Below are 23,211 nucleotides of genomic sequence, written 5' to 3' on the forward strand. Positions count from 1 at the left end.
TTATTCAATTCAGGAAATATATTAATAAGGTGTTTTTGATGGACAAAATCATTCCGTGGTGGTTACAAGGCGTCATCTATCAGATATATCCTAAGAGTTTCCAGGATACTACGGGTAGCGGAACAGGCGATCTTAATGGCATTACTTACCGGCTTGATTATTTGAAGAAACTGGGCGTGGATGCTATTTGGGTGACGCCTTTTTACCTCTCACCACAGGTAGATAACGGTTATGATGTCGCTGATTATTATGCGATTGATCCGGCTTACGGCTCAATGGATGATTTTAAGCGTTTGGTTGATGAGGCACATCAACGTGATATCCGTGTCATCGTGGATATTGTTTTCAACCATACCTCGACTCAACATCCTTGGTTTAAACAAGCGCAAGATATTGATAGCCCTTATCGGCAATATTACATTTGGCGGGATGGGGTACCTGGAACCCCGCCTAATAATTGGTTGTCGAAATTTGGTGGTAATGCTTGGGCGTGGCATGAAGCAAGCAAGCAGTATTATTTGCACCTGTTTGCTGTTGAGCAGGCTGATCTAAACTGGGAACATGAACCCGTACGGGCTGAACTGAAAAAGATTTGCGAATTCTGGGCTGGCCTTGGTGTTGATGGTTTCCGTCTGGATGTCATTAACTTGGTTTCTAAGCAGCAAGACTTCCCTGAATCAACTCAGGGGGATGGGCGTCAGTTCTACACTGATGGCCCGCGTATTCATGAATTTCTGCAAGAAATGAACAGAGAGGTATTCCAGCCTACCGGAGTGATGACCGTCGGGGAAATGTCCTCTACTTCACTGGAACATTGTCATCGCTATTCTTCATTAGATGGTGAAGAGTTGTCGATGGTTTTTGCTTTTCATCACTTAAAAGTCGATTATCCTAATGGTGAAAAATGGGTTGCAGCGCCACCCGATTTTATTGAATTGAAGAAAATTTTTGCCAAGTGGCAGCAAGGCATGTACGAACGGGCATGGAATGCGCTGTTCTGGTGTAATCACGATCAACCCCGTATTGTTTCACGCTTTGGCGGTGAAGGGGTCTGGCGGGTGCCGTCCGCTAAAATGTTAGCAATGGTACTGCATGGTATGCAGGGAACCCCTTATATCTATCAAGGGGAAGAGCTGGGAATGACTAACCCTCACTTTTCTCATATTGAAGAGTACCGGGATATAGAAAGTTTAAATATTTATCAAGAGAAGATTGAGCAGGGCAATGATAAACAACAAATCTTATCGGTCTTAGCGAAGAAATCTCGTGATAATGGGCGAACGCCAATGCAGTGGGATACGACTGCTAATGCAGGGTTTACTCAAGGGGAGCCGTGGATAGCGCTGAATAGTGATTACCAGGATGTGAATGCTGAAAACGCTATGCAAGATGATGATTCAGTTTTTCATTGTTATGCCCGTTTAATCAAGTTGCGTAAGGAATATCCTGTATTGACTTATGGCAGCTATGAAGACTTATTACCATCTCATCCTTCTCTTTGGTGCTATGTGCGTCGTTGGGAAAATCAGACGTTGTTGGTTATTGCTAATCTCAGTGTTGAAGTGCAGGAATGGTCGCTGGACGCTTCTTTATCCGATTGCTCATGGATTAAATTGATGGGGAACTATCCTGAAAACCATTTACCTGCAAAAAATATGCAGCTACAGCCTTATGAAGCTGTTTACTGGTTAGTGGAGTAACAACGGTCTTTGTTGCTATACCCGTCATCTTTCAAGTTGCCTCTTTGTTGGCTGCACTCGCTCACCCCGGTCACATAGTTTGCTATGCTCCCGGGGATTCGCTCCCTTGCCGTCGCGATGCATCTTGAAATCTTTAGGGTATAGAATTTACTGGAATTAACGTTTCAATGCTTCTGATAATTCATTACGCATTTCAGCCAGAATATCTTTAACAACGCGTGGATTACCTGCAACGATGTTGCCGGAATGAATATAATTATGACCGCCAACGAAATCAGTTACGATACCGCCAGATTCACGAACTAGCAGTTCGCCACCCATAAAATCCCACGGTTTTAGGCCAATTTCAAAGTAACCATCCACCCGACCAGCCGCAACATAAGCCAAATCCAGTGCAGCGGAGCCTGTACGACGGAAGTCAGCACAACGAACAAATAATTTACCCAAAGTATTAATAAAAACAGTGGAATGATGCTTTGCTTTGAATGGGAAACCTGTTGCCAGAATAGTGCCATCCAGATCACGGGCATTGGTACCACGCAGACGGTAGCCATTCAACTGCGCTCCTTGACCACGGGTTGAGGTGAAAAGCTCATTACGCATTGGGTCATAAACAACCGCAACTTCAGTACGGCCTTTAATGCGTACTGCAATAGAAACGGCGAAGTGAGGGAGGCGTTTGATAAAGTTAGTCGTGCCATCCAGTGGATCGATTACCCATTGAATATCAGCATCTTCGCCTAGCAGCTCGCCACTCTCTTCAGTAATAATCGAGTGTTTGGGATAAGATTTGCGAATAATATCGATAATGAGCGCTTCTGCGGCTTTGTCAACATTGGTAACAAAGTCGTTACTGCCTTTTTGGCTAGCTTCAACCGCATCGGGAGTTTCATAATTTTTGGCAATTAAGTTGCCGGCTTTACGCGCTGCGCGTATAGCGATAGTCAGCATCGGATGCATGGGATATCTTCCACCAGGATGTTAAAGAACGGGTAATTAATCGGCGCATAGTATAGCAGTAATTCGGAAAAATGACTAATGCTGTGTTAAGATATTTGGCTCTTATAATTATCCAGACTATTCAGAAGTTGTCATGTTAGAAAATATCCGCATTATCCTGGTTGAAACTTCCCACACCGGAAATATGGGGTCAACCGCCCGGGCAATGAAAACAATGGGATTAACCAATCTTTATCTGGTTAATCCTTTGGTTCTGCCAGACTCTCATGCGATTGCACTTTCTGCGGGTGCTAGTGATGTTATTGGTCATGCGACGATTGTCGATAGTTTGGATAAAGCGCTGGCGGGTTGCGGCTTGGTGATTGGTACCAGCGCCCGTTCCAGAACGTTATCATGGCCGGTGGTCGAGCCTCGTGAATGTGGTGAGCGTAGTGTTCAGGAGGCTGCACATGCGTCGGTTGCCATAGTTTTTGGCCGTGAGCGGGTAGGGTTGACCAATGAAGAATTGCAGAAGTGCCATTATCATCTGAATATTCCAACTAACCCGGAGTACGGTTCATTAAATCTGGCAATGGCGGTTCAACTTGTCAGTTATGAAATTCGTATGGCCTATTTAGCGCGTCAGGATAAAAATGAGCAAAAAACCGATGAAGTGGAATATCCATTATCTGATGATATGGAACGCTTTTATCATCATCTCGAATCTGTGTTAAATGATTCTGGTTTTATCCGAAAAGCACACCCAGGCCAAATAATGAATAGATTAAGGCGGCTTTTTACCCGTGCCCGGCCTGAAGCGCAGGAACTGAATATTTTGCGTGGCATCTTGTCCTCCGTTGAAAAATGGGCGAAGAAATAGTTGAGTAAATTACTAGGTTAAATAGTTGACTAAAACACTCAGGAATGACACAATTTCTTCATATTTCACCACGGGGTAATTCATTTATGAGATTGACATCTAAAGGGCGTTATGCAGTAACTGCTATGCTTGATGTGGCGTTACACTCACAAGAAGGTCCGGTACCATTGGCCGACATTTCTGAACGTCAGGGTATTTCCCTCTCCTATCTTGAACAGTTATTTTCTCGCCTGCGCAAAAATGGTCTGGTTTCAAGTGTCCGTGGTCCGGGTGGCGGTTATTTATTGGGCAAAGATTCCAGTGAAATTGTTGTTTCCGAAGTGATTTTTGCTGTTGATGAATCGGTAGATGCTACCCGTTGTCAGGGTAGAGAAGGATGTCAGGGCGGCGATCGTTGCCTGACTCATGCTTTATGGCGCGATTTAAGTGATCGTATTACCGGTTTCCTGAGCAGTATCAGTTTAGAAGAATTGGTCAATAACCAAGAAGTATTGGACGTTGCTGATCGCCAGGATAACGATAAACGCCGTGCACCTAACGGCAGAGCACAAGAAACAATTAATGTCAATCTGCGCCCATAAGCAGAACTTGTGATGAATTGAAGTATTAGAAGTAGGGAGCATGTGAGTAATGAAATTACCAATTTATTTAGACTACTCAGCAACGACACCGGTTGATCCGCGTGTTGCTGAAAAGATGATGAACTATCTGACCAGGGACGGGATATTTGGTAATCCCGCTTCTCGTTCACACCGTTTTGGCTGGCAGGCTGAAGAAGCGGTTGATATTGCCCGTAATCAGATAGCTGATTTAGTCGGCGCGGATCCGCGAGAAATTGTTTTTACTTCTGGCGCAACGGAATCTGACAATCTTGCCATTAAAGGGGCGGCTAATTTTTACCAGAAAAAGGGCAAACACATCATCACCAGCAAAACCGAACATAAAGCGGTGCTGGATACTTGCCGTCAATTGGAACGTGAAGGATTTGAAGTCACTTATTTGGCACCTCAGAGCAACGGGTTGATTGATTTAAACGATCTGGAAGCCGCGGTGCGTGATGACACCATTCTGATTTCTATCATGCATGTTAACAATGAAATTGGCGTGGTACAGGATATTACCGCTATCGGTGAAATGTGTCGCAGCCGCGGAATCATTTTCCATGTTGATGCCACTCAGAGCGTAGGCAAACTGCCAATTGACTTAACCAAACTGAAAGTTGATTTGATGTCTTTCTCGGCCCATAAGATTTATGGGCCGATGGGGATTGGTGCACTGTACGTTCGCCGTAAACCCCGCATTCGCATTGAAGCACAACAACATGGTGGCGGTCATGAACGTGGGATGCGTTCTGGTACTTTGCCTGTTCATCAGATTGTGGGTATGGGTGAAGCTTACCGTATTGCCAAGCAGGAAATGGAGAGTGAATCTCAGCGTCTGCGTGGTCTGCGGTTGCGTCTGTGGCAGGGTATCAAAGATATCGAAGAGGTCTTCCTTAACGGAGATTTAGAGCACGGTGCACCGCATATTCTGAATGTCAGCTTCAACTATGTTGAAGGTGAATCACTGATGATGTCATTAAAAGATCTGGCGGTTTCTTCGGGTTCTGCATGTACTTCTGCCAGCTTGGAGCCTTCCTACGTATTGCGTGCGTTGGGGATGAATGACGAACTGGCTCACAGCTCTATCCGTTTCTCTTTAGGGCGCTTTACGACAGAAGAAGAGATCGACTACGCCATTGAATTGATTCACAAATCTATTGGCCGCCTGCGTGAACTTTCTCCACTGTGGGAAATGTTTAGACAAGGTGTGGATCTAAATAGTATCGAATGGTCTCATCATTAAATCAGATGGTTTCAGGAGTAATAACATGGCTTACAGCGAAAAAGTAATTGATCACTATGAAAATCCACGTAACGTCGGTTCTTTCGATAGTGAAGATCCCATGGTTGGCAGCGGCATGGTCGGTGCCCCTGCGTGTGGTGATGTGATGAAACTGCAAATCAAAGTCAATAATGAAGGCATTATTGAAGATGCGCGTTTCAAAACTTACGGTTGCGGTTCTGCGATTGCTTCCAGCTCTTTAGTCACTGAATGGATGAAGGGCAAATCTCTGGAGCAGGCAGAAGCGATTAAAAATACTGAAATTGCCGATGAATTAGAACTGCCGCCGGTGAAAATCCACTGTTCTATTCTGGCGGAAGATGCGATTAAAGCAGCGATTGCGGATTACAAAAGTAAATGCCAGGGCAAATAATTGCTCTTGATAATAAGAAAATAGAAAAAAATTTGGTGGATACGGGCTGTTACATACCATCCGGTATCCGCCTTTGCTGGTTTTAATAAGTGAGGTTGTTGTATGTCAATTTCCCTTACAGAAAGTGCCGCACAACGCGTTTCGTCATTCCTGAGTCACCGTGGAAAAGGTGTTGGTTTGCGTCTGGGCGTCAGAACATCAGGCTGCTCAGGTATGGCCTATCTGCTTGAATTTGCCGATATGATTAACGAAGATGACACTGTGTTTGAAGATAAGGGTGTCAAAGTTATCGTAGATGGCAAGAGCATGGTCTATCTCGACGGTACGGAACTAGATTTTGTTAAAGAGGGCCTTAATGAAGGCTTTAAATTCAACAACCCAAATGTTTCCAGCGAATGTGGTTGTGGAGAGAGTTTTAACGTTTAATTCCGTTTTTCGGCCAAATCCAGAGTAAGTTTAGATTATGGACTATTTCACTTTATTTGGGCTGCCGGCTCGTTATGCTGTTGATCGTGAACAACTGGCAAGCTGTTATCAAGAATTGCAGCGTCAGTTTCATCCGGATCGCTTTGCTAGTCAGCCAGAGCGTGAAAAAACGCTGGCATTGCAGCAGGCAGTGACTATCAATGACGGTTATCAAACGCTTAAACATCCACTGAAACGCGCTGAATATATGCTCTCTCTGTATGGTTTTGATTTAGCCAATGAACAGCACACCATGAATGACAATGCTTTCCTGATGGAACAGCTTATGTTGCGGGAAGAATTGGAATGTATTGCCAGTGAAACCAATGCGGAAGTGGCATTGGCTGATTTTGCTGCTCGCCTGAATGGGATGATTAAAACCCGTAATCAGCTAATGGTGCAGCAATTGGATGAACAGCAGTGGGAGCAAGCAGCCGATACGGTGCGTAAATTACGTTTTTTGGATAAATTGCAACAGCAGGTTGAGCAACTAGAAGAACGTTTATTGGACGACTTTTAAGGAAGGCGTATATGGCTTTATTACAAATTAGCGAGCCGGGTTTATCCGCTGCACCACATCAACGTCGTTTAGCTGTCGGTATTGATTTAGGCACGACACATTCATTAGTTGCCACTGTTCGCGGTGGGCAAGCGGAAACATTGATGGATAGTGAAGATCGTGACCTGCTTCCTTCGGTTGTTCGCTACCATGAAAAGGGCCCTGAAATTGGTTGGCGGGCCCGTCAACAGGCTGCGTGTGATCCTGCGAATACCATCAGCTCAGTAAAACGTATGATGGGACGCTCTCTGGCTGACATTCAGCAACGTTATCCAAATCTTCCTTATCAATTTCAAGCGAGTGAAAACGGGTTGCCGTTAATCAACACCTCAACGGGTTTGGTCGATCCTATTCAGGTTTCTTCTGAAATTCTTAAATCGCTGGCGCAGCGTGCAGAAGAAACACTGGATGGTAAGCTTGACGGTGTTGTGATCACGGTTCCTGCCTACTTTGATGACGCACAGCGTCAGGGAACAAAAGATGCGGCGCGTTTAGCCGGGTTACATGTTTTGCGCTTACTTAATGAACCGACTGCGGCGGCGATTGCTTATGGACTGGATTCTGGTCAAGAAGGTGTGATTGCGGTTTATGATTTAGGCGGCGGTACATTTGACATTTCTATTCTTCGGCTAAGCCGTGGTGTCTTTGAAGTGCTGGCAACCGGTGGTGATACCGCACTGGGTGGTGATGATTTCGATTTGATACTGGCTGACTGGATACGTGAACAGGCAGGGATTGATAATCGAGATGACCATAGTCTGCAACGTCAGCTATTGGATATGGCTACTCAGGTAAAAATCGCCTTGAGTGATGCTGATATTGCAGAGATAAACATTGCCGGTTGGCAGGGTAAAATCACCCGTTGCGAATTTGAAGCCCTGATAACACCATTGATAAAACGGACTTTACTGGCAAGTCGCCGGGCATTGAAAGATGCAGAAGTCTCTGCGGATGAAGTTTTACAGGTGGTTATGGTGGGTGGTTCAACCCGTGTACCGCTGGTTCGTCATAGGGTTGGTGAATTTTTTGGCCGCGAACCGCTGACTTCCATTGATCCAGATAAAGTGGTGGCTGTGGGGGCTTCGATTCAGGCGGATATTCTGGTGGGTAACAAGCCAGATAGCGACATGTTGTTGTTGGATGTGATTCCTCTTTCACTTGGGCTAGAAACGATGGGAGGTTTGGTTGAAAAAGTTATCCCACGTAACACGACCATTCCGGTTGCCAAAGCGCAGGAATTCACCACCTTCAAAGACGGCCAGAGTGCAATGAGTATTCATGTAGTGCAAGGGGAAAGAGAATTGGTAAGTGATTGCCGTTCACTGGCCCGTTTTACCCTACGTGGTATTCCGCCATTACCGGCTGGTGGGGCCCATATCCGGGTTACTTTCCAGGTCGATGCCGATGGCTTGTTGAGTGTCAGTGCGTTGGAGAAATCCACTGGTGTCGAAGCTTCTATTCAGGTAAAGCCTTCCTATGGCTTATCTGATGAAGAAATTGCTCGCATGATAAAAGATTCTATGGCGAATGCTCAGGAAGATATCAATGCGCGCCAACTGGCGGAACAAAAAGTTGAAGCGGCACGGGTACTGGAAAGTGTCACCGGTGCGTTAGAAAAAGATGCCGATCTACTGAGTGAACAAGAACAGGCGGCAATTGATGCTGCCGTAGAAATACTTATAAAAAGCGTTCAGGGCAATGATCCTGAAATTATTGAAAACGCAATTAAACAACTGGATAAGCAAACGCAGGAATTCGCTGCACGCCGGATGGATTCATCTATTCGTCGGGCGTTGGCGGGCCATTCTGTGGACGAGATTTAATTATGCCGAAAATTGTATTTTTACCTCATAACGATCTTTGCCCTGATGGCGCAGTTCTGGAAGCCAAAGAGGGGGAATCCATTCTGAATGTTGCATTGCGCAATGGGATTGAAATTGAGCATGCTTGTGAAAAATCCTGTGCTTGCACAACTTGCCATTGTATCGTTCGTGAAGGTTTCGATTCACTGGAAGAGAGCTCTGAACTGGAAGATGACATGCTGGATAAAGCTTGGGGGCTAGAGCCGGAAAGTCGTCTGAGTTGCCAAGCTAGAGTCTCTGATGAAGATTTAGTGGTAGAAATTCCAAAATACACCATTAATCATGCCCGTGAGCACTGATTGGCAGGAGAAAAATAAATGAACCTGAAATGGTCTAACAGCCGTGAAATCGGTGAAGCGCTATATGACAAATTTCCTGAGGTGGATCCAAAAACGGTTCGCTTTACTGATATGCACCAGTGGATTTGTGAACTGGATGATTTTGATGATGCGCCTGAAAAATCCAATGAAAAGATTTTAGAAGCAATTCTGCTCGTTTGGTTGGATGAATTTGAATAACAAATAGCATTAATTTGTTATTTATCTGTCATCGTTTTAAGTTAGGCTGAACTTCTGAAAAACTGGCTTTGGCCGGTTTTTTTGTAGGATGAATATCGGGCAGGCGAAGAATTATGTAGGTAGAAGCTTGAGTAAGCTCCTTACTGCCATTAAGCGGTAATAATAAGAGGTGAGAAAAGAATGACCAAACAAATCATGCCAATAACACTGTCTTATGAACCAGCAGCAGCTTGCTGGGGTGAAAAAGCGCTGATTAGTTCCAGTGAGCAAGGGGTGATGATTCACCTGGTTGGTAAAGGTAAATTAGGGGTGGTTCAACGTGCCGGGCGTAAAATTGACGGGCAGGGAATTCGTCATGTGGCTCTGGTTGGCGAAGGTTGGGATTTGGAGAAAAGTTGGGCTTTCTGGCAAGGGTTCCGTGCGCCAAAAGGTAATCGCTCTATCGAATGGCCTCAATTGCCCGCGGCTGAAAAACAGGAGCTGGAAAGCAGAATTAAAATTATTGATTGGGTGCGTGACACCATCAATATGTCAGCGGAAGAGCTTGGGCCGGAACAATTGGCGAAGCGTGCGATTGATCTGATGTGTGGTATGGCTGGTGAGTCAATAAGTTATCGCATTATTAAAGGCGAAGATTTACGTGAACAGGGTTATATGGGTATTCACACCGTTGGCCGTGGTTCTTCTCGTGATCCGATCTTATTGGCGTTGGATTACAACCCAACTGACAACCCACAAGCGCCGGTATTTGCCTGCCTGGTAGGTAAAGGCGTCACATTTGATACTGGCGGCTACAGCCTGAAACAATCTTCCTTTATGGATTCCATGAAATCGGATATGGGGGGAGCAGCAACTCTGACAGGTGCATTGGCGCTGGCAATCAGTCGTGGCTTGAAACAACGGGTTAAACTGTTCCTCTGCATAGCGGATAACATGGTCAGTGGTAACGCCTTTAAACTGGGTGATATTATTCGTTACCGCAATGGCAAATCTGTTGAAGTGATGAATACGGATGCGGAAGGTCGTCTGGTGTTGGCTGATGGTTTAATTGATGCCAGCAGAGAAAAAGCGAAGTTAATCATTGATGCGGCAACCTTGACCGGTGCGGCGAAAACGGCTGTGGGTAATGACTACCACTCTGTACTCAGCTTTGATGACAAACTGGCGGCTGATCTGTTGGCGGCGGCTGTATCTGAGAATGAACTATTCTGGCGTTTACCATTGGCTGAATTCCATCGTAGCCAACTGCCATCGAATTTTGCTGATTTGAACAACGTTGCTGCACCATCACATACTGCGGGTGCCAGTACTGCGGCGGCTTTCCTGTCTCATTTTGTGGAAGAATACCAAAAAGGTTGGATTCACATTGATTGCTCGGCAACTTATCGTAAATCTGCGGTAGAACATTGGTCCGCTGGTGCAACAGGTTATGGGGTTCGTTCGATTGCTAATTTGCTGTTGGCGAAGGCGAAATAAATTTATTTTATCTAAAAAACTGATTGGAGATTTTTATGGGTTCATTAAGTGAATTAATTTCGGTTGAGATTGATGTTCCAAGTGGTAGTAAAATAACACTTAGCCAACCGGAAGAATATCCTTCGCAGCTCATTGAAGCTTTGGTCAGTTTATTTAGCCAACGTAAACCTGTTCGCCGTGCTTTTATCATACAAGTTCATGATAAAAATGTGGATGAAAACCCCAATTTATTAATTGGACTGGAAATAAATGGCACCGCAGACGAAATTGAACAACTGATCCATGAAGCGGGCACTATTGCTTGTGAATACACATCGGAAGAAGAGCCGATTGACTTCTGTTTGGTTGATGAAAAAGAGAGTGGCATCAGCCATTATTTGATTCAGCATACGCAGCCATTTTACCAGCGTAAATTAGGCAGTTGGTTACGTGGAAGCATTCCGGTTATGAATAAGTGACTGTTTATCGGGTGATAATATAGTTGTCGGTAGAATTGAAGTCTCCTATTTATTACCACAACCATTACTGAATCAAGTAAAAATTAAAGAGTCTGAGTCCAGTAAAATGCAGGGCTCAGACCTTGATGAACGCGTGATTTAATTACTCTTATTAAATATTTTTTGCAAAAAATAATTTTAATAATTAATTTATAAATTTTTTAACTCGAATGGATAAAATAAACTAAAAATCATAAAGATATAATTACAATCTGGTTTTATTTCATATATATAATGAGACAATATTAAATCGGTAATTGAAAATAATAAACTAAAAATCAAAAGAATAATATGAAATAGTGATATTTTTTATAAAGAAAATGATAGTAAAATTCAATGCCAAAGATAATAACGAAACAAATAAACTCAAATCCTGATAACCTGTAAATAACTCGATGTTTCCATTATATATTAACTTCTTGTCTTTTAAATAAATCAAATTATTCTCAATTACATTTCCATTTTTTACAATAAATATAATTTAATTCTCTCAGGGAAAAACTTTATAGAATAGATAAATTATTATCTGGTAATACATGTTTTCTTTGTTTTTTCGACTTATTCTAATAATTACTTTATAAAATTATTAATAATTGTTTTATAAGGTTTTTTAAGTTCACTATATTGATAATTAAATGAGAAATAATTTTAAAAGAAAACACTGATAAAAATTAGCGATATTTTTTGTCTTAAATAGCTATGTTATATAAAACAATTGTTTATTTGTTTTATGCTATTTTTATCACGTTTATATTAAAAAAATATGTTAATTGTTTTTTACGTAATTAACTTTAGTGTTACTTTTATGGGTAGGAGTTTTTAATTGCGTGGCCGGGATAGCCCATTGTTTATAGGTTTTATTGACAGGTGTTTAATTAAATAGAAAGATTTTATACCCTATGGATTTCAAGATGCATCGCGACGGCAAGGGAGTGAATCCCCGGGAGCATAGGTAACGATGTGACCGGGGTGAGCGAGTGCAGCCAACAAAGAGGCAACTTGAAGGATAACGGGTATATATCTAAGCTTTGAACTTATGGAGAAATATATGTCTGTAAAGAGGAAAGTTTCATATTTGGAAGAAGTTAGTGGTTCAGCAAAGGTAAACGAGATATTGACCTGGCTACAGGCTTATATTCCAGGTAAAGATCCTAATATTGTCGTTCGGCATGAGCCCAGTAAAGACGCGGCGAAAGAATTAATCCGCAGTGATTACCGTTGGGGGCATCAGAGTGATGACAAATCTGAAACTTTCCAATTAACGTATAACTTCCTGGAGAGTGAACCAGATGATATGCCGTGGATTATTTCTGGATTTTCAGCATTTAATGAAGAACAAAAAGCTGCTGCAAAGCTGTCAATTCAATCTTGGGCTGATGTCGCGAATATTAAATTCACCGAAACCTATGATATCAAGGAAGCGAATATCACTTTTGGTTTCTTTGATTTTAGTTTAACAGATGATTATGCGTTTGCTGAGATGCCGAATCCAGGTTTGAAACAAGTAGGAACTTGGTATAACGCGGAAAGCCGTACTTTCTTAAAAAATGATATTGGAGTGAATGGTTATGGCCGCCATACATTTACTCATGAGATCGGCCATACATTGGGGTTGGATCATCCGGCTGATTATGATGCGTCTGATAAGGTAATTCCGACTTACAAGAAAAGCGCTACCTATTTTGAAGATAGTAGTGCTTATACCGTCATGGGTTATTTCAGTGAAAAAAATACCGGGCAAGATTTTAAAGGTATTTATTCTGCCGCGCCATTACTTAACGATATTTCTGCCATTCAGTCGGTGTATGGCGCAAATAATACTACTCGTACCGATGATACGGTATATGGTTTTAATTCCAACACCGATCGCGATTTCTTTACGGCAAAAGATGCCAATAGCAAACTCGTGTTCACTGCCTGGGATGCGGGTGGTAATGATACCTTTGATTTCTCTGGTTTTACTCAAGATCAACGTATTAACTTGAATGAAGCCTCTTTCTCGGATGTGGGTGGCCTGAAAGGAAACATCTCTATTGCCCGTGGTGTCACGATTGAAAATGCGATTGGTGGCAGTGGTAATGACATTCTGATAGGGAATGATGCCAATAATACTTTGAAGGGTGGTGCCGGTGATGACATTATCTACGGTGGGCTGGGAGCAGATCATCTTTGGGGTGGGGAAGGCAAAGATACATTTGTCTACTTGAACGCCAAGGAATCACCTTTTCTTGAGCGTGATTGGATCCATGACTTTGTTTCCGGTGAGGACAAGATTGATGTGTCATTGTTCGATCTGGGTGAAGCAGGAAAAGGCACTATTAAGTTTGTCGAGGAATTCACTGGCGCTATTGGGGAAGCAGTGATCAGCTATGATAGCGTTAACAAGGTAAATGATTTCGTTATTAATATGGGGGGAGAATTATCTCAGGATGGTTTTGGGGTGAAGATCGTTGGGGAGCCGCTGACAGAGTCTGATTTCATCCTTTCATAACGCAACAACACAACCGCATCTGACTGGATGCGGTTATTCGTTTGGTCACTTTGAACGTCTGGGCGTATATGCTGTCCATGTCGTGCCCGTCAATGTGTACTTTCCTCTCTTCTGGTTGACGTCAAACCCTTTCAAACTGGCGATAGATATTGTGAGAAATACCGTCAGTACCCGGGATTTGGATATATTGGCAATATTTTTGGAAATAAATTTGGCATTAATGACGACATTAGTTTTACGGATAACATGATTTTTGGGGAAACCATATCAGTCTGAGCTGATTTAGCTAGTCGTTATCATTCCTGATCTACTATTTTTCTATTATATAATAAGTAAAATACATTTGAATAAGTAATTAATGGTGTGATTTTTTTATTTTAGAACAATAAGAAAATAATCTATTTTTAATTTAAAATTATTTACTAATGATATTAAATGTAATTAATGCATACATTGTTCGTATTATTTCATTATGACAAAACAATATATATGGAAGTTAGTTTTAGTTTGAAATTGTTTCATATCGGTGTTAAATGTAATTAACGTTTACATTAGTTGTATAATTTGATTATTATAAAATAATATGTAATCAGACTAGTTGATAATTTTTATGTGTATAAATATACATTAATCAATGTAACCAAGTGATAAATAATGTTTTTTGTGGTGAAATCTGTTTCCTATTGGAATGCGGATAGGTCCATTTTTCAAAGAGTTATCAAAGTAAATTCGGTGTTAATTGGGGAACAGGAGGTTTAGTTTGTTTTGCTAATTACTTAATTATTTGTGAAATAATTTACATGTGATATTAATTCAAAATAGACAAAATACAGCAGGGATTTAGCATTCATGCCAGTAAATATATTCAATAAATCCATTTTTATTTAGTTGTGAAATTCAGTGTAGGCCAATAAAAAATTGCACAAAATCAAAGGCGATTATTAAAAAAACAGGAACAAAAATGGAATATCTTTTGCCGATTCACTTGGTGAATCGTTTATTCCGTTATCAGGAAAATAATTGTCGAAGAATTGCTAATTATGCGGCTATTAACCGGGATATTACCTCCGGCGTCCAAGAGAATGTGCTGTCTGAGGATTTTAATTGATGCCTGGTGTGTGCCCGTTTTTATTTCTTGGAGGGAAGAAATAAGGGCAAAACATTTGTGATGACTGTTGAGAATGACAGTTTTCAAATAACTAACAGATTCGTTGAGGTAGTAAGTAGATGAAAGATAGCATAGCTAAAAAGGAAATTATCTTTGACGCTGGATTAGTGCAAGTACCGTCAGACAAGGTTGGTGACGACATATCTGTTCAGAAACTTAATTTGTTGTCAGAGGCTGAACGTACACTGCTGTTGGAAACTTGGAATACCACTGAAACAGTCTATCCTGACCAGTTAGGTATCCATCAGTTGTTTGAACGACAAGTGGAGAAAACCCCGACCGCGACGGCGTTAATCGCAGGGGATAAGACCCTGAGTTATGCGGAATTGAATGCTTGTGCTAACCGACTGACTCATCAACTGATTAAACAGGGGATTTGCCTGAATGATCATGTGGCAATCCTGTTAGAGCGATCTATCGAATTGGTGGTGGCTCAATTGGCTATTCTCAAGGCGGGGGCGGTTTATGTCCCTATCGATACCGGCATGCCGGACGAGAGAAAAAATGGGTTGATAAACGATTGCTTAGCCAAATTGTTGCTCACCGACGCACAAGCGAATATCCCGACTAATCTGGATGTCCCGCTAATTCGTCTCTCTGATGAGACAGGCGCGAACAAGGTGGAAGAGAGTTTCAATCCTGACTTACTTTATTCCAGTACTGCGCCAGCATATATCATGTACACCTCCGGCTCGACTGGCACCCCAAAAGGGGTGATCGTGCCTCATCGCGCTGTGGTCCGACTCGTTATTAATAATGGCTATGTTGAAATTGAACCCAATGATCGGGTTGCTTTCGCGGCTAACCCGGCTTTCGATGCCAGTACTTTTGAAGTGTGGGCACCTTTACTCAATGGCGGGGCATTGGTGGTTATCGACCACACCACTTTGTTGACGCCGCCGGAATTTGTACAGGCATTAGACCGTTATCAAATTAATATTTTATGGTTAAGCGTCGGCCTGTTTAACCGGCTGGCGGCGGAGTTGTCCCCAGTTTTGCCGCAGTTGAAAAACCTGATTATCGGCGGCGATATTCTTGACTCCCATGTGATTTCCCAGGTTTTACGCAAGAACCCGCCTCAGCAGTTATTGAATGCCTATGGGCCGACCGAGGGCACCACCTTTACCACCACATACCGGATTGAAACGTTATCCCCAGGAACAACCAACATTCCTATTGGTCGACCCATTGCCAATACGCGGGTTTACTTACTGGATGAGCAGGGCCAGCCCGTGCCATTGGGGAAAACGGGCGAGATTTATGTTGGTGGCGACGGGGTGGCCTGTGGTTATCTGAATCGCCCTGAATTGACCGCTGAACGCTTTTTGGTTGATCCATTTAGTGATGCACCGGATGCGCGGATGTACCGGACCGGCGATTTAGCTCGCTACCTGCCGGATGGCAATCTGGAATTTTTGGGCCGCAACGATCAGCAGGTGAAAATCCGCGGGTTTCGAATTGAACCGGGAGAAATTGAAGCCCGATTGGTGGAGTATTCTGCAGTACGTGAAGCGGTGGTATTGGCGTTAGGTGAGGGGCAGGACAAGCAGTTAGTTGCTTATGTGTTGGCAGAGTCGGATAACGAATTGCCTACCCACTTGCGTGAACACCTAAGTGCGCGGTTGCCTGATTATATGGTGCCGGTGGCCTTTGTGCGGTTGGATGAATTCCCGTTAACTCCTAATGGCAAACTGGATCGTCGGGCGTTACCGGCCCCGGGGGAAGACGCCTTTGCTCGTCAGGTTTACGCCGCACCGCAAGGGGAGCGGGAAATTGCATTGGCTACTATCTGGCGTGAGTTACTGGGTATTGAGCAGATAAGTCGGTATGACAGCTTCTTTGCCTTGGGCGGCCATTCACTGCTTGGCGTGCGCATGATTGAACAGCTACGCCATTTAGGGTTGACATTGGCTGCCCGCGACCTGTTTCAATTGCCAATACTGGCGGAGTTGGCCCAAACATTGGGGCAGCATCAGATTGTGACAGTGCCGCTAAATGTCATTACCCCGGCGACCATTGAATTGACGCCAGCGATGTTGCCGTTAATTGATTTGACTCATCCTGATATTGATTACATCGTCGAGCAGGTACCGGGTGGAGTGGTCAATATTCAGGATATTTATGCGCTGTCACCGTTGCAGGACGGTATCTTGTTTCACCATCTATTGGCGAAAGAAGGTGATCCTTACTTGCTGGCTTATCCAATGATCTTTGCTGACCGTGGTTTGCTAGACCGCTATTTATTTGCGGTACAACAGGTGGTTGACCGTCATGATATTTTGCGTACCGCTTTTATCTGGCAAGGATTATCCGCTCCGGCGCAGGTGGTTTGGCGTCAGGCCCCATTGTCAGTAACTGAACTGACGCTGAACCCGGCTGACGGACCGGTCGGTGATCAACTGGCGCAACGTTTTGATCCGCGGCAATACCGTCTCGATCTAAGTCAGGCACCGTTGTTACGCTTTGTGATAGCACAGGAAGAGGATGGCCGCTGGTACGTACTGCAATTACAACATCACCTGATTGGCGACCATACCACGCTGGAAGTCATGAACCTCGAAGTTCGGGCCTATCTTGACGGACAGGGCGATAACCTGCCGACACCGGTACCGTTCCGTAATCTGGTGTCTCAGGCTCGGCAAGGGGTTGACCAGACAGAACATCACCGATTCTTTACCGACATGTTGGCAGAAGTGGATGAACCGACGTTACCGTTTGGGCTGACCGAGGTACATCGTGATGGTTCTCAGGTCACACAAGCGCATCGGATGTTGTCTCCCATGCTGAATGATCGTCTACGTGCTCAGGCGAGACGTATAGGTGTCAGTCTGGCAACCCTGTGCCATCTGGCTTGGGCACAGGTGCTGTCGCGTACCAGCGGACAAGAGAAAGTCGTGTTCGGCACCGTGCTATTTGGGCGTATGGCCGCCGGGGAAGGGGCCGACAGCGGCATGGGGCTGTTTATCAATACCTTACCGTTGCGGCTGGATATCAATGATACCCCGGTACACAATAGCGTCAGGGTGGCGCATACCCGGTTAGCCGGATTACTGGATTATGAGCATGCTTCATTGGCGCTGGCTCAACGTTGCAGTGGGGTACAGGGCGGCACACCGCTTTTTAGTGCCCTGTTGAATTACCGGCATAATGAGCAACCGATGGTCCCGCATGAGATGGTGCCGGGTATTGAATTTCTCGGCGAACAGGAGCGGACCAACTACCCGTTTGTGCTGTCGGTGGAGGATAGTGGCGATACACTGGGGCTGACTGCTCAGGTAGTACAACCGTTTGATTCAGAACGAGTATGCGGTTACATGCAACAGGCGCTGGAAAGTCTGGCGGGTGCCCTTGAACAGGCGCCGGAAACGCCGGTACGGGCGCTAAACGTTTTGCCTGCATTGGAACGCACGTTATTGCTGGAAACGTGGAACGCGACTGAAACACCGTATCCTGAGCAACTCTGTATTCATCAGTTAATTGAACAGCAAGCGGAGAAAACCCCAGAAGCTACTGCACTGGTGTATGAAAATCAAACGCTCAGCTATGGACAACTGAATGCTAGTGCTAACCGGCTTGCTCATCAACTGATTGCCTTGGGTGTCGTGCCAGATCAACCGGTGGCGATTTGCATGGCAAATTCACCGATGCGGGTGATAGCGGTGCTGGCGGTGCTGAAAGCGGGCGGGGCCTATGTACCGTTGGACCCGGCTTATCCGGGAGAACGATTGTCGCATATCTTGACCGATGTAGCCCCGGCTAGGGGGTTGAAGGTCATGGGGGTGAAGACCGTGGGGTCGAAGACAATAGTGCTGGCGGATAGTACCGGGCGGGCTGCATTGGGTGGGCAAACGCTTGCGGGGCTGACGGTACTAGACCCGAATATCTTACCTGACCAGCCGGACAGCAATCCGCAGGTTCTTTCATTGACCTCTCGCCATCTGGCCTACGTGATTTACACTTCTGGATCAACCGGGACGCCCAAAGGGGTGATGATTGAACATCGTGGGCTGGTCAATCTTATTCTGGATAAAATCACCCGATTCGACATTCGCCCCGCTAGCCGGATGTTGCAGTTTGCTTCATTTGGTTTTGATGCGGGTGTCTGGGAAATCATGATGGCGTTAGGCAGTGGAGCCAGCTTGGTTATTCCTGCCGAAACCGTTCGTCAAGACCCGCGTCGCCTCTGGCATTATTTGGAAGAACAATCGGTGACGCATGCCTGCTTGACCCCTGCTTTGTTGCGAGAAGGGGCCGATTTGCCAACGATAACAATAAAACCGACATTGATATTGGGCGGTGAAGCCCCTGGCCCCGTGCTACTGCGGGCACTAAGTCATCAAGCAACTCTATTTAATGCCTATGGCCCGACAGAAATTACCGTCTGTGCCACCAGTTGGCGTTGTCCATCACACTATACTGATGTGTTGGTTCCCATTGGGCACCCGACAGCAAATACGCGTATTTATCTATTGGATAACCACGGCCAGCCAGTTCCATTAGGCGCGGTGGGGGAACTCTATATTGGTGGGGATGGTGTCGCCCGTGGCTATCTCAATCAGCCAGATCTGACCGACGAACGTTTTCTAGCTGATCCATTTAGTGATGCTGCCGATGCCAGGATGTACCGGACCGGGGATTTGGTGCGCTACTTACCGGACGGCAATCTGGTGTTTGTTGGCCGTAACGACCAGCAGATTAAAATCCGTGGTTTCCGCATTGAGCCGGGAGAAATTGAAGCTCGGTTGGCGGAACACTCTATGGTGCGTGAAGCGCGGGTCGTGGCCTTGGGAGATGGGCAGGATAAACGTTTAGCTGCCTATGTTGTAGCCGAAGCGGATAGTGGACTGGCGGCCAGTTTGCACACTCATTTGAGCGCGATGTTGCCTGATTATATGGTGCCGGCAGCCTTTGTACGTTTAGATGCCTTCCCGCTGACGCCAAACGGTAAATTGGATCATCAGGCATTACCGGCACCGGGGGAGGATGCTTTTGCTCGTCAAATTTATGTCGCGCCACAGGGGGAAATGGAAATCGCAGTAGCGGCTATCTGGTGTGAATTACTAGGCGTTGAGCAGATCGGCCGATATGACAATTTCTTTGCCTTGGGCGGACATTCCCTGTTGGCGGTACGGATGATGAACCGGATAGCTGTTTTCGGTGTCGACTTACCGTTGGCCGCGTTGTTTATGTCTCCCTCACTGAGTGCATTTACCGAGAAGATCTGCGCGCAACGTAATATGGGCAGTGATAAATTGCCTGAAATTAGGCCAATATCCCGTGATAGTGTCTTACCCTTATCGTTTGGTCAACAGCGTCTGTGGTTTCTGGCGCAATTTGAGGGGGTTAGTGATACCTACCATATTCCGACAGCCCTGCGTTTACGTGGACGGCTAAATCTTTCTGCTTGGCAGCAGGCCCTGAATCGTCTGTTTGCTCGCCACGAGGTGCTCCGTTCTGTTTTTATCACCGTTGATGGTCAGCCGCAGGTAGAACTGTTACCGGCGGAATTTGGTCTGCCAATAAAAAATTATGATCTCCGTAAAGCACTTGATGTGCAGACACAGCTTGAATTTTTGTGTGATCAAGAAGGTAAAAAACCGTTTAATCTTGCCCATGGCCCCTTAATCCGTTGTGCGTTGATCCAGCAGGCCGAAGAAGATTATCTATTCCTACTGACTCAGCACCATATCATCTCCGATGGTTGGTCTTTAGGAATACTTAAATCAGAACTGTATGCACTCTATACCGCTTGTCTGAACCAACAGCCTGATCCGTTACCGCCATTGACCATTCAATATCCTGATTATGCTGCATGGCAACAGCAGGTATTTTCTGGTGAAGGGTTACAGGCACAGAGTGATTACTGGCACCGTACACTGGCAGATGCGCCGGTGTTACTTGAGCTGCCGACAGATCGGCCACGTCCCTCCCAGCAATCATTTACCGGCGGTCGGGTAGCGGTGCACATTGATGCCATGTTGGTACAGGCGCTAAAAAATCTGGGGCAGCAACACGGCACTACACTGTTTATGACCTTGCTGACCGCTTGGGCTGCGCTGTTATCGCGCTTGTCGGGGCAGGATGATGTTGTCATTGGTATACCGAGCGTCAACCGCAATCGGCGGGAAATTGAGCCACTGCTTGGCTTCTTTGTTAACACATTAGCGTTGCGCATCGATTTATCCGATATGCCGGATGTGGTCACCCTATTGCAACGTGTGCGGCAGGTGACATTGGGAGCACAGGATCATCAGGACTTGCCTTTCGAGCAGGTGGTGGAAATTGTTCAACCGCCACGCAGACCGGAGCATACGCCACTGTTCCAGGTAATGTTTGCCTGGCAGGAGAATGAAACAGAGGAATGGCAATTACCGGAATTGGCGGTAACATCATTCGAGCTAGGATACGATATAGCGAAATTTGATCTGCAACTGGAATTAAAGGAAAAGGCAGGCGAAATTGTTGGAGAACTGAACTATTCTTCCGCCCTGTTCGACCATGAAACCATCGAAAGACAGATTGGTTATTTACAGGCCATATTGCGGGCAATGGTGAACCAATCTCAGCAACCGGTCACGGCTATCGATATTTTGTCATCCGCTGAACGGGAGTTATTGCTAGAGAATTTGAATGCGACCGAAGAACCATATCCTACTCAGCTATGTGTGCATCAGTTGTTTGAACAACAGGTAGAGAAGACCCCGGACGCCATGGCGGTAATCTATGAAAACCAGACGCTCAGCTATGCGGAACTGAATGTCCGCGCCAACCGGCTAGCCCATCAGCTTATCGCCTTAGGCGTAACGCCGGATCAGCGGGTAGCGATTTGTGTAACACGCTCACTTGCGAGAATAATCGGGTTGTTGGCGGTGCTGAAAGCGGGCGGAGCCTATGTGCCGTTAGATCCAGCCTATCCCGGTGACCGCCTGTCTTATATGCTCACTGATGCGACACCGGTTATTTTACTGGCGGATAATGCCGGGCAGGCAGCACTAAGTGAAGACATTCTGGCGACGCTGACGGTGTTCGATCCGAATACCTTGCCGGAGCAGCCAGACAATAACCCGCAAGTCTCTGGATTGACCCCACAGCATCTGGCTTATGTGATTTACACTTCTGGTTCAACCGGCAGACCAAAAGGCGTGATGATTGAACATCGTAGCGTGGTTAATTTGACACTGACACAAATTAACCAGTTTGATTTTCGTGCCACCAGCCGAATGTTGCAGTTTGCCTCATTTGGGTTCGATGCCAGTGTCTGGGAAATCATGATGGCACTGTGTGGGGGAGCTACCCTAGACATTCCGGTTGATAGCGTTCGTCAAGACCCGCTGCGCCTGTGGCGTTATCTGGAAGAACGGCGGGTAACACACGCCTGTTTGACCCCGGCTCTGTTACGGGATGGGGCTGATTTACCGGCGATAACGATAAAGCCCACCTTGATACTGGGCGGAGAGGCACCTAGTGCGGCGTTGTTGCAAGCATTACGTGGTCGGGCAACGCTGTTTAATGCTTATGGCCCGACAGAAATCACCGTCTGTGCAACCTGCTGGCGTTGCCCGCCAGACTATACTGATATGCTGATCCCTATTGGGCGTCCGACAGCGAATACAACTATTTATCTCTTGGATAATCACGGCCAGCCAGTGCCATTTGGGGCAGTGGGGGAATTGTACATTGGTGGTGCCGGTGTCGCGCGTGGCTATCTCAACCGCTCTGATTTGACGACTGAACGTTTCCTGACGGATCCGTTCAGCGATCAACCGGATGCTCGTATGTACCGAACCGGGGATTTAGCCCGCTATCTGCCAGATGGCAATCTGGTCTTCGTTGGTCGTAATGATCAACAGATTAAAATCCGGGGTTTCCGCATTGAACCGGGTGAAATCGAAGCGCGGTTGATGGAGTATCCTGATGTGCGTGAGGCGATTGTATTGACGTTGGGTGACGGGCAGGATAAACGACTGGTGGCTTATGTGGTGGCACCAGCGGATGACGGACTGGCGGCCAGATTGCGTGAGTACCTAAGTGATATTTTGCCTGACTATATGATACCGGCGGCTTTTGTGCGTTTGGATGCCTTTCCGCTGACCCCTAACGGTAAGCTGGATCGCCGGTCGCTGCCAGCACCGGGGGAGGATGCCTTTGCTCGCCAAGCTTACCAAGCGCCACAAGGGGAAATTGAGATAGCATTAGCCACTATCTGGCGCGAATTACTGAATGTTGAACAGGTTGGCCGACATGACAGTTTCTTTGCCTTGGGCGGTCACTCGCTGTTGGCAGTCAAGATGATCGAACGTTTACGGCGTATAGGGTTGGGCCTGTCGGTGCAAACGTTATTCCAGCATCCGACATTAAGTGTATTGGCCCAATCTTTAGCGCCGCATCGTGAAATTAGC

Annotated in this window: 15 protein-coding genes and 1 pseudogene; 15 read left to right on the top strand and 1 reads right to left on the bottom strand. The window is 45.7% G+C overall.

Going from position 1 to position 23,211, the window contains the following annotated elements:
- Nucleotides 1-38: 38 nt before the first annotated feature.
- On the top strand, nucleotides 39-1,700 hold the full coding sequence (gene treC, locus CKY02_RS06560; RefSeq protein WP_112894671.1) for an alpha,alpha-phosphotrehalase: 1,662 nt from the start codon (nucleotides 39-41) through the stop codon (nucleotides 1,698-1,700).
- Between the two features lie 156 nt (nucleotides 1,701-1,856).
- Here treC and suhB read toward each other — a convergent pair whose 3' ends face one another.
- A complete protein-coding gene (gene suhB, locus CKY02_RS06565; RefSeq protein WP_112876336.1) occupies nucleotides 1,857-2,660 on the bottom strand; it encodes an inositol-1-monophosphatase in 804 nt (267 codons plus the stop codon).
- Nucleotides 2,661-2,793: 133 nt separating this feature from the next.
- On the opposite strand from suhB, the gene trmJ reads away from it, so the two are divergent.
- The 14 genes and pseudogenes from trmJ to CKY02_RS06630 all read left to right on the top strand — a co-directional run.
- The gene (gene trmJ, locus CKY02_RS06570; protein WP_112894672.1) at nucleotides 2,794-3,519 is read left to right on the top strand and encodes a tRNA (cytosine(32)/uridine(32)-2'-O)-methyltransferase TrmJ; all 726 of its coding nucleotides are present in this window, start codon (nucleotides 2,794-2,796) and stop codon (nucleotides 3,517-3,519) included.
- A gap of 86 nt (nucleotides 3,520-3,605) precedes the next feature.
- Nucleotides 3,606-4,100 carry a Fe-S cluster assembly transcriptional regulator IscR gene (gene iscR, locus CKY02_RS06575; protein ID WP_112876334.1) on the top strand — a complete coding sequence of 165 codons (495 nt, stop codon included), beginning with the start codon at nucleotides 3,606-3,608 and terminating at the stop codon, nucleotides 4,098-4,100.
- Between the two features lie 49 nt (nucleotides 4,101-4,149).
- Nucleotides 4,150-5,364: an IscS subfamily cysteine desulfurase gene (locus CKY02_RS06580; protein ID WP_112876333.1), complete on the top strand. Its 1,215-nt coding sequence runs from the start codon at nucleotides 4,150-4,152 to the stop codon at nucleotides 5,362-5,364.
- Nucleotides 5,365-5,389: 25 nt separating this feature from the next.
- Complete coding sequence (iscU, locus tag CKY02_RS06585; RefSeq protein WP_112876332.1) at nucleotides 5,390-5,776, top strand: Fe-S cluster assembly scaffold IscU; 387 nt, start codon at nucleotides 5,390-5,392, stop codon at nucleotides 5,774-5,776.
- A gap of 102 nt (nucleotides 5,777-5,878) precedes the next feature.
- Complete coding sequence (gene iscA, locus CKY02_RS06590; protein WP_011147476.1) at nucleotides 5,879-6,202, top strand: iron-sulfur cluster assembly protein IscA; 324 nt, start codon at nucleotides 5,879-5,881, stop codon at nucleotides 6,200-6,202.
- A 37-nt stretch (nucleotides 6,203-6,239) separates the two neighbouring features.
- Nucleotides 6,240-6,761, top strand: a complete 522-nt coding sequence (gene hscB / locus CKY02_RS06595) for a co-chaperone HscB (protein WP_112894673.1) — start codon at nucleotides 6,240-6,242, stop codon at nucleotides 6,759-6,761.
- Between the two features lie 11 nt (nucleotides 6,762-6,772).
- Nucleotides 6,773-8,623, top strand: a complete 1,851-nt coding sequence (hscA, locus tag CKY02_RS06600) for a Fe-S protein assembly chaperone HscA (RefSeq protein ID WP_112894674.1) — start codon at nucleotides 6,773-6,775, stop codon at nucleotides 8,621-8,623.
- Nucleotides 8,624-8,625: 2 nt separating this feature from the next.
- Nucleotides 8,626-8,961, top strand: a complete 336-nt coding sequence (fdx, locus tag CKY02_RS06605) for an ISC system 2Fe-2S type ferredoxin (protein WP_036779209.1) — start codon at nucleotides 8,626-8,628, stop codon at nucleotides 8,959-8,961.
- Between the two features lie 18 nt (nucleotides 8,962-8,979).
- Nucleotides 8,980-9,180 carry a Fe-S cluster assembly protein IscX gene (iscX, locus tag CKY02_RS06610; protein WP_112894675.1) on the top strand — a complete coding sequence of 67 codons (201 nt, stop codon included), beginning with the start codon at nucleotides 8,980-8,982 and terminating at the stop codon, nucleotides 9,178-9,180.
- A gap of 180 nt (nucleotides 9,181-9,360) precedes the next feature.
- The gene (gene pepB / locus CKY02_RS06615) at nucleotides 9,361-10,656 is read left to right on the top strand and encodes an aminopeptidase PepB (RefSeq protein ID WP_112894676.1); all 1,296 of its coding nucleotides are present in this window, start codon (nucleotides 9,361-9,363) and stop codon (nucleotides 10,654-10,656) included.
- A 65-nt stretch (nucleotides 10,657-10,721) separates the two neighbouring features.
- Nucleotides 10,722-11,114 (top strand): annotated as a pseudogene (locus CKY02_RS06620) (enhanced serine sensitivity protein SseB C-terminal domain-containing protein); the annotation flags it as partial.
- 1,087 nt (nucleotides 11,115-12,201) lie between these two features.
- Nucleotides 12,202-13,644, top strand: a complete 1,443-nt coding sequence (gene prtA / locus CKY02_RS06625; protein WP_112894677.1) for a serralysin — start codon at nucleotides 12,202-12,204, stop codon at nucleotides 13,642-13,644.
- A gap of 961 nt (nucleotides 13,645-14,605) precedes the next feature.
- Nucleotides 14,606-14,752 (top strand): hypothetical protein, encoded by a 147-nt coding sequence (locus CKY02_RS24410; protein ID WP_162120030.1) that lies wholly within the window; start codon nucleotides 14,606-14,608, stop codon nucleotides 14,750-14,752.
- Nucleotides 14,753-14,871: 119 nt separating this feature from the next.
- Nucleotides 14,872-23,211: non-ribosomal peptide synthetase (locus tag CKY02_RS06630; RefSeq protein WP_146747402.1), on the top strand; the 8,340-nt coding region annotated here is incomplete at its 3' end.

This window comes from Photorhabdus bodei (assembly GCF_003287735.1).
Taxonomy (GTDB): Bacteria; Pseudomonadota; Gammaproteobacteria; order Enterobacterales; family Enterobacteriaceae; genus Photorhabdus; species Photorhabdus kayaii.

Excerpts from the sequence above, each read along its gene's own strand:
- treC (WP_112894671.1), top strand. The coding sequence starts at position 39 with ATGGACAAAATCATTCCGTGGTGGTTACAAGGCGTCATCTATCAGATA.
- suhB (WP_112876336.1), bottom strand. The coding sequence starts at position 2,660 with ATGCATCCGATGCTGACTATCGCTATACGCGCAGCGCGTAAAGCCGGC.
- trmJ (WP_112894672.1), top strand. The coding sequence starts at position 2,794 with ATGTTAGAAAATATCCGCATTATCCTGGTTGAAACTTCCCACACCGGA.
- iscR (WP_112876334.1), top strand. The coding sequence starts at position 3,606 with ATGAGATTGACATCTAAAGGGCGTTATGCAGTAACTGCTATGCTTGAT.
- CKY02_RS06580 (WP_112876333.1), top strand. The coding sequence starts at position 4,150 with ATGAAATTACCAATTTATTTAGACTACTCAGCAACGACACCGGTTGAT.
- iscU (WP_112876332.1), top strand. The coding sequence starts at position 5,390 with ATGGCTTACAGCGAAAAAGTAATTGATCACTATGAAAATCCACGTAAC.
- iscA (WP_011147476.1), top strand. The coding sequence starts at position 5,879 with ATGTCAATTTCCCTTACAGAAAGTGCCGCACAACGCGTTTCGTCATTC.
- hscB (WP_112894673.1), top strand. The coding sequence starts at position 6,240 with ATGGACTATTTCACTTTATTTGGGCTGCCGGCTCGTTATGCTGTTGAT.
- hscA (WP_112894674.1), top strand. The coding sequence starts at position 6,773 with ATGGCTTTATTACAAATTAGCGAGCCGGGTTTATCCGCTGCACCACAT.
- fdx (WP_036779209.1), top strand. The coding sequence starts at position 8,626 with ATGCCGAAAATTGTATTTTTACCTCATAACGATCTTTGCCCTGATGGC.
- iscX (WP_112894675.1), top strand. The coding sequence starts at position 8,980 with ATGAACCTGAAATGGTCTAACAGCCGTGAAATCGGTGAAGCGCTATAT.
- pepB (WP_112894676.1), top strand. The coding sequence starts at position 9,361 with ATGACCAAACAAATCATGCCAATAACACTGTCTTATGAACCAGCAGCA.
- prtA (WP_112894677.1), top strand. The coding sequence starts at position 12,202 with ATGTCTGTAAAGAGGAAAGTTTCATATTTGGAAGAAGTTAGTGGTTCA.
- CKY02_RS24410 (WP_162120030.1), top strand. The coding sequence starts at position 14,606 with ATGGAATATCTTTTGCCGATTCACTTGGTGAATCGTTTATTCCGTTAT.